The sequence below is a fragment of the Streptomyces sp. enrichment culture genome, assembly GCF_964272855.1.
In the GTDB taxonomy this organism is placed as follows: Bacteria; Actinomycetota; Actinomycetes; order Streptomycetales; family Streptomycetaceae; genus Streptomyces.
The window spans coordinates 7,528,274-7,540,828 of sequence record NZ_OZ186847.1 but is presented as its reverse complement, the minus strand read 5'-3'; the positions used below and the strand labels follow the sequence as shown (position 1 = coordinate 7,540,828).

Below are 12,555 nucleotides of genomic sequence, written 5' to 3'. Positions count from 1 at the left end.
CCCGCGCGACGGGTGAAACCGCAGGTCAGCGCGGCGCCTGTGGGGGCGTCAGGTGGCGCAATACTTCGGCAACACCACTGTGCGCCACCCCCGGCTAGGGTCCACCCCATGCCCACCGACCGCATCCGCGACCACGTCGGCCAGGGCGCGCCCACCGTCGCCGCTCACCGCACGCGGCGCCGGCTGCGCGCGGACCAGGCCCGTCAGCTCGCCGACCTCCTGCGCCGCCAGCTCCTCACCGGGGGCTTCCCGGCCGGCACCCTCCCCCACGAGTCGACCCTCGCCGCCGACTACCGGGCCTCCCGCAACACCGTCCGCCAGGCCCTCGACCTGCTGCGCGCGGAGGGCCTGGTGGAGCGCCTGCCCGGCGTGGGCACGGTGGTCGTCGCCGAGAAGTACCCGCACGGGCTGGACCGGCTGATGGGGCTCGCGGAGACGCTGCACGAACACGGCCGCGTCACCAACGAGGTCCGTACCGTGGGCCCGGCGCCCGCCCCCGCCCCGGTCGCCGAACGGCTGCGCGTCCCGGCAGGCGCCGACGTCCTCTACATCGAACGGCTGCGTCGGCTGAACGGGCTGCCCCTGTCCCTGGACCTCACCTACGTCCCGCTGGACATCGGCGCCTCGCTGCTCGGCTGCGACCTGGAGAACACGGATGTCTTCCGCCTGCTGGAAAGCCTCACCGGGCAGCCCCTCGGGCACGCCGAGATCACTCTGGAGGCGGTCAACGCGGACGCCCACTCCGCCGCTGTGCTCCAGGCGCCGCGTGGGGCGGCCGTGCTGATGCTGGAGCGCCTCACCCATCTCGCCGACGGCCGGCCCGTCGACCTGGAGTTCATCCGTTTCCGCGGCGACCGCATCACGATGAGCGGCCTGCTGCGCCGCTCCCTCTGACCCATCTCCCCATAGCGCAACCTTCCTGGAGACAGCCATGCCTTTGGCGCCCCAGCGGGCCGACGTGCCCGTGACCATCGACGAGTCGAAGTGCATCGACGGCTGCACCCTCTGCGTGGACATGTGCCCGCTGGACTCCCTCGCCATCGACGAGCGCAACGGCAAGGCGTACATGCACGTGGACGAGTGCTGGTACTGCGGCCCGTGCGCGGCCCGGTGTCCCACCGGAGCCGTCACGGTCAACATGCCCTATCTGCTCCGGTGAAAGGCCCGAACCAGCATGAAACGCACCGCAGTCGCCGTATCGGCGCTCGCCCTCCTGCTTCCCCTGACCGCCTGCGGCGGTGACGCCCAGGCCGGCGACGGTTCCACGGTGACCGTCACCGTCGGCTACCAGTCCAAGACGATCAACACGGTCACCGCGGGCACCCTGCTCCGCTCGCTCGGCTACTTCGAGAAGCAGCTGAACGCGCTCGACGACGGCGTCACCTACAAGGTCGTCTGGCAGGACTACGCCACCGGCGCCCCCATCACCGCGCAGATGACCGCCGGGAAGATCGACATCGGCTCGATGGGCGACTTCCCGCTGCTGCTCAACGCGGCCCGCGGCAGGCAGCTCGGCAAGCCGACCCATCTGGTCTCGGTCACCGGCTACAACCTGCGCGGCGGCCTCAACACCGTGGTCACCGCACCCGGTTCGTCCCTCGACTCCCTGAAGGACCTGAAGGGCAGGAAGGTCTCGACCAGCGTCGGCTCCGCCGCCGACGGCACCCTGGTGCGCGCCCTGCAACGCGCCGGCCTCGACGCCGGCGAGGACATCGAGAAGCTCAACCAGCAGCCCGCTGTCGGCGCTTCGGCCCTCGCCGCGGGCAGCGCGGACGCGCTGTCGCAGTTCGTCGCCTGGCCTGGCCTGCTCGTCCACCAGGGCAAGGCGAAGGCGCTGTACGACGGTGCGCGGCTGAACCTGCCCACCTTCCACGGGGTCACCGCCCGCGAGGACTTCGCCGAGCGGCGCCCGGCCGTGCTGGAGGCCTTCCTGAAGGCCCAGGCGCAGGCCACGGACTATCTGAACGACCATCCCGTGACCGCCGCCGAGCAGGTCGCGAAGGCCACGGGCCTGCCCGCCGAGGTGGTCTACCTGTACAACGGCGCCCACGGCATCGCCACCTTCGATCCGGCGGTCAAGCCGCGGCTGGTGGCCGCGCTGAAGGAGGACGTGTCGATCCTGAAGTCCGCGAAGCTGACGGGTGACGTGGACGTGAACGCGTTCGTCGACGACCGGTACGTCCGCAAGGCGCTCGGCGCGGACTACGCGAAGCGGCTCGCCGCCCCGCCCGCGCCCGCGCGGAGCGAGGTGTGGAGCGAGGGCGAGGACACGACGCGGACGTTCGGCACGCCCGCCGGACTGCTGGCGCACGTCGCCCGGCACCCGGACAGCGTCCGCGCGGCCTACGTCCCCGACGCCACCACGGGCACCCAGTGGTTCGCCGACAAGGCGGTGTGGGTGGCCGACGGCGACCAGCTGCTGCCGTTCGTCGCGCCGGACACCGCGCGGGCGTACGTCGGCGGTCACGAGGGGGCACGTGTCGTCTCATACGCCGAGGCGCTGGAGCGGGCGTCGTGACCCGGTACGCGCTGCGGGTCGCGTCCCTCGCGGTCGCGCTGGGCCTGTGGCAGCTGCTGACCAGCCGGGACGTCGATCTGTGGCTGCGCTTCTCGCAGTTCCCGACGGTCACCGACGTGGCCCGCGCCTTCGCCGGCCGGCTGGCCGGGCCCGACTACTGGACCGACCTCACGGACAGCCTGACCCGGATCCTCAGCGGCTTCCTGCTGGCCGCCGTGCTGGGCGTGGCCGGGGGCGTGCTCGTGGCCCGCTCCCGGCTCGCCGAGGACCTGCTGGGACCGCTGCTGGAGGTCGTCCGTCCGATCCCGGCGATCGCGCTGGTCCCGGTGGCGATCCTGCTGTTCCCCTCCAACGAGCAGGGCATCGTCTTCATCACCTTCACCGCCGCGTTCTTCCCGGTCCTGGTCTCCACCCGGCACGCGGTGCGCGCGCTGGCCCCGGTGTGGGAGGAGGCGGTGCGCACCATGGGCGGCGGCCGGTGGCGGATCCTCGGCTCGGTCGTCCTGCCGGGCGCGCTGCCCGGCGTGTTCGGCGGCCTGTCGGTCGGCATCGGAGTGTCGTGGATCTGTGTGATCTCCGCCGAGATGATCTCCGGCCAGTACGGGGTCGGCTACCGCACCTGGCAGGACTACACGGTCGTCGACTACCCGGGCGTGTTCGTCGGGATGGTCACGATCGGCGTGCTCGGCTGGCTCACCTCCACCGCCGTGGAGCTGCTGGGCCGCCGGCTGACCCGCTGGCTGCCGCGCACCTCGTACGTCCCCGGCGGCCGTGCCCCGCGGCGCGTGCGCGGCGCCGCCACCCCCGCCCCGGCCGGCCCGCGGCCCCGGAAGGACGTGCCCCATGACCAGCTCGTCTGACGTCCGTTCACCGTCCCGCACCGGCGCCCGGCTGGCCCTGCGCGACGCCACCCTCGGCCGCCCGGGGGCGCCCGCGCTGCACTCGGTGGACCTCGATGTGGCCTCCGGCGAGATCCTCACCGTCGTCGGCGCCTCGGGCTGCGGCAAGTCGACGCTGCTGCGCACGCTGGCGGGGCTGCTGGCCCCGCTCGCCGGTGAGGTCGCGCAGGACACGCGGCCGCTGACGGGCCCGGCCGCCGACCGGGCCCTGGTGTTCCAGGAGGACGCGCTGCTGCCATGGCGGACGCTGCGCGGCAACGTCGAACTGCCGCTCGCCATCCAGGGGGTGCCGCGCGCCGAGCGCCGAGCCCAGGCCGAGGCCTGGCTGGGCCGTGTCGGACTGGCCGCGCAGGCCCGGCAGTTGCCGCACCGGGTCTCCGGCGGGCAGCGGCAGCGCGCCCAGCTGGCCCGGGCCCTGGCCGGGGCGCCGCGCGCCGTGCTGATGGACGAGCCGTTCGGCGCGCTGGACGCGCAGACCCGGGCCGGGATGCAGGACCTGCTGGTGGAGGTGCTGCACGGCACGGGCGCGACCGTCGTCTTCGTCACCCACGACGTGGACGAGGCCCTGTTCCTCGGCGACCGCGTCGCGCTGCTCGGCGACGGCCGGCTGACCGCCGTACGCGAGGTGCCGAGCCCCCGCGACCGTACGGCCCACGACGACCCGGCGCGCGTGGCGCTGCGGCGCGAAGTCCTCACGTCCCTCGGTACCTGAAAGGCCCTGTGGTGGACCCTTTGGTGGCAATTCCCGCCCTCACCGACGCCGAAGAGCTCTCCTGTGACGTCCTCGTCATCGGGGGCGGCACCGCCGGCACCATGGCGGCGCTGACCGCCGCCGAGCGCGGCGCGGACGTGCTGCTGCTGGAGAAGGCGCACGTGCGGCACTCCGGCGCGCTCGCCATGGGCATGGACGGCGTCAACAACGCCGTCGTCCCCGGCCGGGCCGAGCCCGACGACTACGTCGCCGAGATCACCCGCGCCAACGACGGCATCGTCGACCAGTCGACCGTCCGGCAGACCGCCGTCCGCGGCTTCGACATGGTGCGGCGGCTGGAGTCGTACGGCGTGAAGTTCGAGAAGGACGAGCACGGCGAGTACGCGGTCCGGCAGGTGCACCGCTCCGGCTCCTACGTGCTGCCGATGCCGGAGGGCAAGGACGTCAAGAAGGTCCTGTACCGGCAGCTGCGGCGGCGCGAGATGCGGGAGCGGATCCGGATCGAGAACCGGGTCATGCCGGTGCGGGTGCTGACGGCACAGGGGCGCGCGGTCGGCGCGGTGGGCTTCCACACCCGTACGGGCGCCTTCGTGACCGTCCGCGCGGGCGCGGTCATCCTCGCGACCGGCGCGTGCGGACGCCTCGGTCTGCCCGCCTCCGGCTATCTGTACGGCACGTACGAGAACCCGACCAACGCAGGCGACGGCTACGCGATGGCGTACCACGCGGGCGCCGAGCTGACCGGCATCGAGTGCTTCCAGATCAACCCGCTGATCAAGGACTACAACGGTCCCGCCTGCGCCTACGTCGCCAACCCGTTCGGCGGCTACCAGGTGAACCGGCACGGCGAGCGCTTCGTCGACTCCGACTACTGGTCGGGCCAGATGATGGCGGAGTTCGCGGCGGAGGTGGCGAGCGACCGGGGTCCGGTGTACCTGAAGCTGAGCCATCTGCCGGAGGAGTCGGTGGCGGCCCTGGAGTCGATCCTGCACTCCACGGAGCGGCCGACGCGGGGCACCTTCCACGCGGGCCGCGGCCACGACTACCGCACCCACGACGTGGAGATGCACATCTCCGAGATCGGGCTGTGCGGCGGCCATTCGGCCTCGGGCGTACGGGTGGACGACCACGCCCGGACGACCGTGCCCCGCCTGTACGCGGCCGGTGACCTGGCCTGCGTGCCGCACAACTACATGATCGGCGCGTTCGTCTTCGGCGACCTGGCGGGCGCGGACGCCGCCCGGTACTCGGCGTACGACGGGGAGCTGCCCGCCGACCAGCTGCGCGAGGCGCACGAGCTGATCTACCGGCCGCTGCGCAACCCCGACGGCCCGCCGCAGCCGCAGGTGGAGTACAAGCTGCGGCGCTTCGTGAACGACTACGTGGCTCCGCCGAAGTCCGGCGCCCGGCTGTCGCTGGCGCTGGAGGCGTTCGAGCGGATGCGGGGCGACATCGCGGAGATGGGCGCGCGCACCCCGCACGAGCTGATGCGGTGCGCCGAGGTCTCCTTCATCCGGGACTGCGCGGAGATGGCGGCGCGGGCGTCCCTGGCCCGTACGGAGTCCCGCTGGGGTCTCTACCACGACCGCCTGGACCATCCGCACCGCGACGACGCGTCCTGGTTCCACCACCTCGATCTGCGCAAGTCGCCGTCGGGTGCGATGGAGTTCACGGCGCGCCCCGTGGCGCCGTATCTGGTGCCGGTGGACGAGTACGCGCCGGTCGGCGGTCCTTGGCGGCAGCTCGGCGAGGTCCACCCGGAGCAGGTGGCGACGGCGGGGGCCAGGGAGGTCGCGCCGGTCGCGATGGGGCAGGAGTCCGCCGTGCCCACGGCCACCGTGGCGTCGGCGGCGGACGCGGACACCCCGGCCACCCCGCGCCTGCTGGAGCTGCTCGCCCTCGCCGAGGAGGAGCCGGAACTCGAGTCGCTGGCAGGCTACTTGGCCGATCCTGATCCCGCCGTCCGCCGCACGGCCGTCACCGTCCTGACGGAGACCGTGTCGGCGGGCACCGGTCCCGCGCTGGCCGCGGCGCTCACCGACACCGACGCCGGCGTGCGCGGCGCCGCGGCGGCCTCGCTGCGGGAACTGGTGGAGACCCTGCCTGCGGAACCGGCGTTGCGCGACGCCCTCACCACCGCCCTGTCCGAGGCCGACCCCGTCGTGCGCGCCGCGGCGCTGGACGTCCTGCGCGCCCTGCGGCTCGGGGACGCCGGGCTGTTCGCCCGCTGCCTGCCGGACGCCGACATCACCGTGCGGACCGAGGCGGTGCGGGCGCTGGTGTCCGTCGACGCCGCCGCGGAACTGGCCCGGGCGGCGACGGCCGACCCGTCCCGCGAGGTCCGCGTCACGATCGCCAAGGGGCTCGCCACGGTCGCCGCGGGTGGACCCGACGTGGCGCGGGCCGCGCTCGCCGGGCTCCTCGACGATCCGGACGCGCTGGTGCGAGCGGCGGCGTACGAGGCGCTGGGCACCGCCGGCTGCCCCGCGCCGCTCGCCGCACGCGCCGAGGCGGCCCTGGCCGACCCGGCCTGGCAGGTACGGGCCGGAGCGGCCACCGCCCTCGGCGTCGCGGACCCCGACCTGGCCGTCCCCGCCCTCGCCAAGGCCCTCGCCGACCCGAACGCGGACGTACGCAAGGCCGCCGTCCGGTCCCTGACCCGGCATCGCTCCACCGAGGAGGTCCGGTCGGCCCTGGCCGGCGCCACGACGGACTCGGACGCCGACGTCCGCGCCTACGCGGCGAAGGCCCTGTGAACCCGGTCCCGCCAGGTCGCGGACGCCCGCCCGGCCCGCTAGGGGGCCGGGCGGGCGTCCGCGACCTGGCGGGCGGGGACCTCAGCGGGCGGACAGGAGTCGTCCCGCGTCACCGAGGACGTACCGGGCCACGTTCTTGCCGAGGGTGATGCCGGCCTCGTCGGCCGAGCGGGTGTGGATGCCGGAGAAGATCCGGGCGTCCACGTTCTCGTCCGAGAGCTGCTTCCAGGCGGTGTACGTCCGGATCGCGCCGGGCGCGGTGGGGCTGGTCAGCTGGAAGGGCTCGGTGCGCGGTCCGACGAGCGCGCTCAGCACGGCCTCCGCGGCGCCCGAGTAGGTGTTGTGGCCGCTCGGGTAGTCCGGGTGGGCCGGGGTGGTGTGCAGCGGCGTCCACGCCGGGTCGGGGTCGATGGCGCCGGTGCGGATCGCGGTGACGGGACGCCACCGCTCGTGGGCGTACTTGCTGTCGGAGGTGGCGATCTGTGTGTCCACCAGGGCGACGTGGAAGAGCGCGACCAGCCGGGCCTGCCCGGCGGTCCCCTGGTCGGTGCGGGAGAGCGCCACGCGCAGCGGCTCGGTGTACAGGGTGTAGGAGGAGCCGAGCCAGAAGGTGGCGGTCTCCGTCTGGCGGGCGCTGCGCCGGGTGCTGTCCGCGGCGCCGTACGCCCGTACCTCCGCGAGGTCGGCGGCGTAGCGCGCCGAGTCCGGTGCGGGCGGCGGTCCGAGCCGGAACTGGCTCGGGGCCGTGAGCGCGAACGGCTTCGCGAGCCGGTTGCCGTACTGGGCCGCCGGGGCGTAGGCGGGCGGCGTCGGCTGCCAGACACCGGGGGCGGCGGGTCGCACGGTGTACGGCGCGTTGACGGAGGCGGGGTCGAGGCCGTCGTCCGCCCGCTCGGCGAGCAGGAGATCGGCCTGGCGCTGCCCCGCCGCGATTCCGCGGTCCTCCGCCCGACCGTCGGGGATGGCGTCCAGGGTCTCCTTCAGCTTCGCGTCGAGCTGTTCGGTGCGGCCGGGGGCCAGCGCCACCAGGGTGCGGTGGACGGCCGAGGCGAGCGCAGCCTCCTGGTAGGGGCCGCGCGCCACACCCGCGGGCACCGCCCGGGTGGCGCGGGCCGCCGCGAGCCAGCCGACGGCCCAGGTGCGGCTGTTGGTGACCTGTGTGGGCGCCCCGGCGGCGGCGAGCGTGTCGGCCGTGACGTCGTACCAGGTGAGCGCGGTGGCGGAGGCCGTACGGGCGGCCGGTGCGGCCACGGCGGCCTGCGGGACGGCGGCGGACACCGTCAGCAGGGCCGCCGCGCCCAGGGCGGCGAGGGCCGGGCGGGTTCTGAACGCGCTCATGCGTGCTCCTTCGGTGAGGTGAGTGCGAGGCGACGGCCGGTGGGGCGCGGCAGTCCGTAGTGGTCGCGCAGGGTGGTGCCGCGGTACTCCGTGCGGAACAGTCCGCGCCGCCGCAGGATCGGCACCACGTGCTCGGCGAAGAGGTCGAAGCCGCCGGGCAGCCAGGGCGGCATGACGTTGAAGCCGTCTGCCGCACCGTGTTCGAACCACTCCTGGAGCTGGTCGGCGATCTGCTCGGGGGTGCCCGCGACGACGCGGTGGCCGCGGGCGCCGGCGAGGCGGTGGAGCAGTTGGCGGACGGTGGGCTGCTCGCGGTGGATGATGTCGAGGACCAGCTGGAAGCGGCTGCCGTTGCCGCGTTCGCCGCCGGTCTCGACGAGTTCGCGCGGCACCGGGCCGTCGAGCCGGTCGGCGGTCAGCCTGACGCCGAGGAGGCGGTGCAGCAGTTCGAGCGAGTACTCGGGCTGGGTCAGTTCGTCGAACTCCTCGTGCAGGGCGCGTGCCTCCGCCTCCGTGGAGCCGATGAAGGGGCTGATGCCCGGCAGCACGAGCAGCCGGTCCGGGTCCCGGCCGAGCGCCGCGGCGCGCGTCTTGAGGTCGGCGTAGAACTCCTGCCCGCTGCGGAGTGTCTGGTGCGCGGTGAACACGGCCTCGGCGTGGCGGGCGGCGAAGGCGCGTCCGTCCTCGGAGGAGCCGGCCTGGACGTAGACGGGGCGGCCCTGCGGGGTGCGCGGGGTGTTGAGCGGGCCGCTCACCTTGAAGTGGCGGCCCTCGTGGTCGATCGGGTGGATCCGGTCGGTGTCGGCGAACAGGCCCGACTTCTGGTCGGCGATCAGCGCCTCGTCCTCCCAGCTGTCCCACAGCCGGGTGACGACGTCTACGAACTCGTAGGCGCGGTCGTAGCGTTCGGCGTGCGCGGGGTGTGCGTCGAGGCCGAAGTTCCCGGCCGCCTGGGGTGCGCCGGTGGTGACGATGTTCCAGCCCGCCCGGCCCCGGCTGAGATGGTCCAGGGAGGCGAAGAGCCGGGCCAGGTTGTACGGCTCGGTGTAGGTGGTGGAGGCGGTGGCGATCAGGCCGATCCGCTCGGTGGCCGCGGCGATGGCGGACAGCCAGGTGAACGGCTCCAGCCGGAAACGGCTGGCGTAGCGGACGTTGTCGGCCTGGGACGGGCCGTCCGCGAAGAACACGGCGTCGAACGTGGCGCGCTCGGCGGTGCGGGCCAGTTCCTGGTAGAAGCCGATGTCCAGGAGCCGGTCGGGGTCGGTGCCGTGGTGGCGCCAGGCGGCCTCGTGGTGGCCGCCCGGGTAGACGAAGAGGTTCAGGTGCAGTTGCCGTCGCTCGGTCATGCCGGGCCGTCCTCCTCCGCGAGGTCCACTCCCAGCCGGCCGAGCAGGCGGTCCCGCAGGTCCGCGTAGGCGGGGCTGCCGTGGCGGCGGGGTGCCGGGAGTTCCACGGGAAGGTCGGCGGCGATCCGGCCCTGGTCCAGTACGACGACCCGGTCGGCGAGCGCGATCGCCTCGTCGACGTCGTGGGTGACCAGCAGGACGGCGGGCCGGTGCCGTTCGCACAGGTGGCGCAGCAGGGCGTGCATGCGGATGCGGGTGAGCGCGTCGAGCGCTCCGAACGGTTCGTCGGCGAGCAGCAGGCGCGGTTCGCGGACCAGGGAGCGGGCGAGCGAGACGCGCTGCTGCTCCCCGCCGGACAGTTCGACGGGCCAGGCCCGTTCGCGCCCCTCCAGGCCGACTTCGGCGAGTGCGGCCCGGCCGCGCTGTTCGGCGTCCGGTCCGCTCAGGCCGAGTACGACGTTGTCGAGGACGCGTTTCCAGGGCAGCAGCCGGGCGTCCTGGAAGACGACGGAGAGGTGGTCGGGGGCGGCGAGCACGCCGCTCCCCGCCACGTCCTCGTCGAGCCCGGCCAGCGCCCGCAGCAGGGTGCTCTTGCCGGAGCCGCTGCGCCCGAGCAGGGCCACGAACTCGCCGTCGCCGATGGTCAGGTCGAGCCCGTCCAGGATGGTGCGCTCGCCGAAGGAGCGCACCAGGTTCTCGATCCGGACGGTGGTCCGCCCGGTCGTGCGGTCCTGTGTCGCGGTCAGGCCGCCAGGGTGCGTCGCCATGACAGGGTCCTCCTCTCCACGAGTCGCACCAGGCCGTCGGAGAGGAGCCCGAGGAGGCCGTACACGACGAGGCCGACGAGGATGACGTCGGTCTGTCCGTACGTCCGTGCGAGCTCCATCATGTAGCCGATGCCGCTGGTCGCGTTGACCTGTTCGACGACGACGAGCGAGAGCCAGGCGGCGGTCACCGCGAAGCGCATCCCGAGCAGGAAGCCGGGGAGGGCGCCGGGCAGGACGACGTGGCGGACGAAGCCGAGCCTGCCCAGCCGTACGGTCTCGGCGAGTTCGACATAGCGGCTGTCGATGGTGCGCAGCCCGTTGTGGGTGTGGATGTAGATCGGGACGAACACGCCGAGCGCGATGGTGACGACCTTCATCGTCTCGCCGATGCCGAACCAGAGGATCAGCAGCGGGATCAGGGCGAGCGAGGGGATCGCCCGCTTGATCTGCACCGGGCCGTCGATGACGGCCTCGCCGATCCGGCTGAGTCCGGAGACGAGCGCGAGGAGCAGTCCGGCGGCGATGCCGAACAGCAGGCCGAGCACGGCGCGTTGGGCGGAGGTGGCGAGATGGGACTGGAGCCGGCCGTCGGCGATGAGGTCGCCCGCGGTGGCGGCGGTGGTCCACGGGGCGGGCAGGCTGCGGGCGTCGAAGAGACCGGCCGCGGAACCCGCCGCCCACAGGGCGAGCAGCAGCAGCGGGCCGAGCGCCCAGCCGTACGGCACGGGGCGGCCGGGGGCGAGCCGCCCGCGGGTGCGGCGGCGCGCCGGGCGCCTCAGGGCGGCGGGGACGGCCCGCTTCGTCGTCGGTGGGGTCTGCTGGTCGAGGACGGTGGCACTCATGACGCCTTCCCTTCGTCGGCTATGGCTTTCGCGGCCACCGATTCGTAGCGGCGGTCGAACAGGATGTCCGCCTCGAAGCGCGGACGGTCCTGTTCCTTCGCGAGCAGGTCGATGGTCTGCTGCTGGCGTTCGATCGCGTCGGACCAGTCCGCGGGAATGTCCGAGAAGCCGGACCGCTCGACGAGGTATTCGCCGTCCTCGTGGCTCAGCCCCTGGTCCTTGACGTAATAGCCCTCGATCCATTCCTCCGGGTGTTCGTCGATCCAGACGCGGGCCCGCGCCCAGAATTCGACGAGTTCACGGATGGCGGCGGACTTCTGGGGATCGCTCACGGAATCCGTGAGCGCCCACAGATGCTCGGGATCGTCGCGCAATCCGTGCTGGACGGTGGTGGCGCCGTCCTTTCCGTATTTCGTGAGATAGCGCTTGATATTGACCCCGCCGATGGGTGCGGCGTGCACCTGGCGTTCGCCGAGCGCGGTGGGGTAGACGTCGTCGATGCTGGCCAGTTCGACCAGTTCCACGTCGTCGCGGGTCAGCCCGGCCTTCTGCAGGATCCGCAGCACGAGGGCGCCCTGCGCCTGACCCGGGCTGTAGGCGATCTTCTTGCCGCGCAGGTCGGCGAGGGTCCGGATGCCGGCGCCGGGGGCGATGCCCAGCTCGTAGATGGGGTGCTGCAGAGGCTCCTTGTGGAACTTCGCCGCCACCAGCTTGGTGTCGAGACCCGTCCAGTGGGCGTTGATCGCCGGGATGTCCGCGGCCGAGCAGACGTCGAGGGCACCGGCCCGGAACGCCTCGGAGCACTTGGGGCCGCCGCTGATGTTGGCCCATTCGACCTTGAAGGGCAGTTCGTCGATCTGCCCGGAGAGTTCCAGCGCGACCTTCAGTTCGGGCGATCCCACGGTGAGGGAGGTGCCCGGCGACACCTCGGCCGGAATCTCCTTGGCGGAGACGTCTTTCCCGACCGAGGTGGATTCGTCGTTCTGGGCGCACGAGGAGAGAAGGAGGCCGAGGGACAGCGCGGCACCCAGGGCCGCGAACCTGCTTCTGGGCATGCGTATACGGGGGATCATTCACGCCTTCACAAAGTGAGCGAACGGGACATCGAATGGGGGGTTGACCGACGCGGTGCAGTTCGGCTGGAGTTCAGCTACACACCGCGGTGGCGATCCGCATCAGATCGATGGCTCGCCGCTTGTAAAAGCGACCGAATGTCCTCATGCCGCCGAACCTAATGGCGGGTCAAAACGCGGTCAAGGGACAAGGGTTCGCTCGGCGGCCGCTGCAACGGCACTTTCGTTCGGGCGCCATGTCCGCGTTACAAGCGCCGCTCGCGCCGCGGCAGGCCGACGCCGGGACGCCGCCCCCTTGCCCCGC

11 protein-coding genes are annotated in these 12,555 nt (G+C 73.1%); 6 read left to right on the top strand and 5 right to left on the bottom strand.

Annotation, left to right across the window (positions count from 1 at the left end):
- The first annotated feature begins 108 nt into the window (after positions 1-108).
- The 6 genes from ACSU6L_RS33610 to ACSU6L_RS33585 are packed head-to-tail and all read left to right on the top strand — an operon-like array spanning position 109 to position 6,885.
- On the top strand, positions 109-894 hold the full coding sequence (locus ACSU6L_RS33610) for a GntR family transcriptional regulator (protein ID WP_073945078.1): 786 nt from the start codon (positions 109-111) through the stop codon (positions 892-894).
- A 37-nt stretch (positions 895-931) separates the two neighbouring features.
- On the top strand, positions 932-1,159 hold the full coding sequence (locus tag ACSU6L_RS33605; RefSeq protein WP_003992261.1) for a 4Fe-4S dicluster domain-containing protein: 228 nt from the start codon (positions 932-934) through the stop codon (positions 1,157-1,159).
- 15 nt (positions 1,160-1,174) lie between these two features.
- The gene (locus ACSU6L_RS33600; protein ID WP_437062992.1) at positions 1,175-2,518 is read left to right on the top strand and encodes an ABC transporter substrate-binding protein; all 1,344 of its coding nucleotides are present in this window, start codon (positions 1,175-1,177) and stop codon (positions 2,516-2,518) included.
- Complete coding sequence (locus ACSU6L_RS33595) at positions 2,515-3,378, top strand: ABC transporter permease (protein ID WP_437062990.1); 864 nt, start codon at positions 2,515-2,517, stop codon at positions 3,376-3,378. Before ACSU6L_RS33600 ends, ACSU6L_RS33595 begins: the two co-directional genes overlap by 4 nt.
- On the top strand, positions 3,362-4,129 hold the full coding sequence (locus ACSU6L_RS33590) for an ABC transporter ATP-binding protein (protein WP_437062988.1): 768 nt from the start codon (positions 3,362-3,364) through the stop codon (positions 4,127-4,129). Before ACSU6L_RS33595 ends, ACSU6L_RS33590 begins: the two co-directional genes overlap by 17 nt.
- Positions 4,130-4,152: 23 nt before the next feature.
- Positions 4,153-6,885 (top strand): fumarate reductase/succinate dehydrogenase flavoprotein subunit, encoded by a 2,733-nt coding sequence (locus tag ACSU6L_RS33585; protein ID WP_437062986.1) that lies wholly within the window; start codon positions 4,153-4,155, stop codon positions 6,883-6,885.
- A gap of 81 nt (positions 6,886-6,966) precedes the next feature.
- On the opposite strand, the gene ACSU6L_RS33580 is transcribed toward ACSU6L_RS33585, so the two are convergent.
- From ACSU6L_RS33580 to ACSU6L_RS33560, 5 genes are read right to left on the bottom strand one after another with little or no spacing between them, the layout of a single operon-like run.
- Positions 6,967-8,223, bottom strand: a complete 1,257-nt coding sequence (locus ACSU6L_RS33580; protein ID WP_437062984.1) for a vanadium-dependent haloperoxidase — start codon at positions 8,221-8,223, stop codon at positions 6,967-6,969.
- Positions 8,220-9,569, bottom strand: a complete 1,350-nt coding sequence (locus tag ACSU6L_RS33575) for an LLM class flavin-dependent oxidoreductase (protein ID WP_437062982.1) — start codon at positions 9,567-9,569, stop codon at positions 8,220-8,222. The genes ACSU6L_RS33580 and ACSU6L_RS33575 overlap by 4 nt, the downstream gene beginning before the upstream one ends.
- Positions 9,566-10,336, bottom strand: a complete 771-nt coding sequence (locus ACSU6L_RS33570) for an ABC transporter ATP-binding protein (RefSeq protein ID WP_437062980.1) — start codon at positions 10,334-10,336, stop codon at positions 9,566-9,568. The genes ACSU6L_RS33575 and ACSU6L_RS33570 overlap by 4 nt, the downstream gene beginning before the upstream one ends.
- Positions 10,312-11,178, bottom strand: a complete 867-nt coding sequence (locus tag ACSU6L_RS33565) for an ABC transporter permease (RefSeq protein ID WP_437062978.1) — start codon at positions 11,176-11,178, stop codon at positions 10,312-10,314. The genes ACSU6L_RS33570 and ACSU6L_RS33565 overlap by 25 nt, the downstream gene beginning before the upstream one ends.
- Positions 11,175-12,233, bottom strand: a complete 1,059-nt coding sequence (locus ACSU6L_RS33560; RefSeq protein WP_437062976.1) for an ABC transporter substrate-binding protein — start codon at positions 12,231-12,233, stop codon at positions 11,175-11,177. Before ACSU6L_RS33560 ends, ACSU6L_RS33565 begins: the two co-directional genes overlap by 4 nt.
- Between the last annotated feature and the right edge of the window lie 322 nt (positions 12,234-12,555).

What these genes read in the sequence shown, in the direction of transcription:
- ACSU6L_RS33610 (WP_073945078.1), top strand. Translation starts at nt 109, where the DNA reads ATGCCCACCGACCGCATCCGCGACCACGTCGGCCAGGGCGCGCCCACC.
- ACSU6L_RS33565 (WP_437062978.1), bottom strand. Translation starts at nt 11,178, where the DNA reads ATGAGTGCCACCGTCCTCGACCAGCAGACCCCACCGACGACGAAGCGG.
- ACSU6L_RS33580 (WP_437062984.1), bottom strand. Translation starts at nt 8,223, where the DNA reads ATGAGCGCGTTCAGAACCCGCCCGGCCCTCGCCGCCCTGGGCGCGGCG.
- ACSU6L_RS33600 (WP_437062992.1), top strand. Translation starts at nt 1,175, where the DNA reads ATGAAACGCACCGCAGTCGCCGTATCGGCGCTCGCCCTCCTGCTTCCC.
- ACSU6L_RS33590 (WP_437062988.1), top strand. Translation starts at nt 3,362, where the DNA reads ATGACCAGCTCGTCTGACGTCCGTTCACCGTCCCGCACCGGCGCCCGG.
- ACSU6L_RS33575 (WP_437062982.1), bottom strand. Translation starts at nt 9,569, where the DNA reads ATGACCGAGCGACGGCAACTGCACCTGAACCTCTTCGTCTACCCGGGC.
- ACSU6L_RS33570 (WP_437062980.1), bottom strand. Translation starts at nt 10,336, where the DNA reads ATGGCGACGCACCCTGGCGGCCTGACCGCGACACAGGACCGCACGACC.
- ACSU6L_RS33560 (WP_437062976.1), bottom strand. Translation starts at nt 12,233, where the DNA reads ATGCCCAGAAGCAGGTTCGCGGCCCTGGGTGCCGCGCTGTCCCTCGGC.
- ACSU6L_RS33605 (WP_003992261.1), top strand. Translation starts at nt 932, where the DNA reads ATGCCTTTGGCGCCCCAGCGGGCCGACGTGCCCGTGACCATCGACGAG.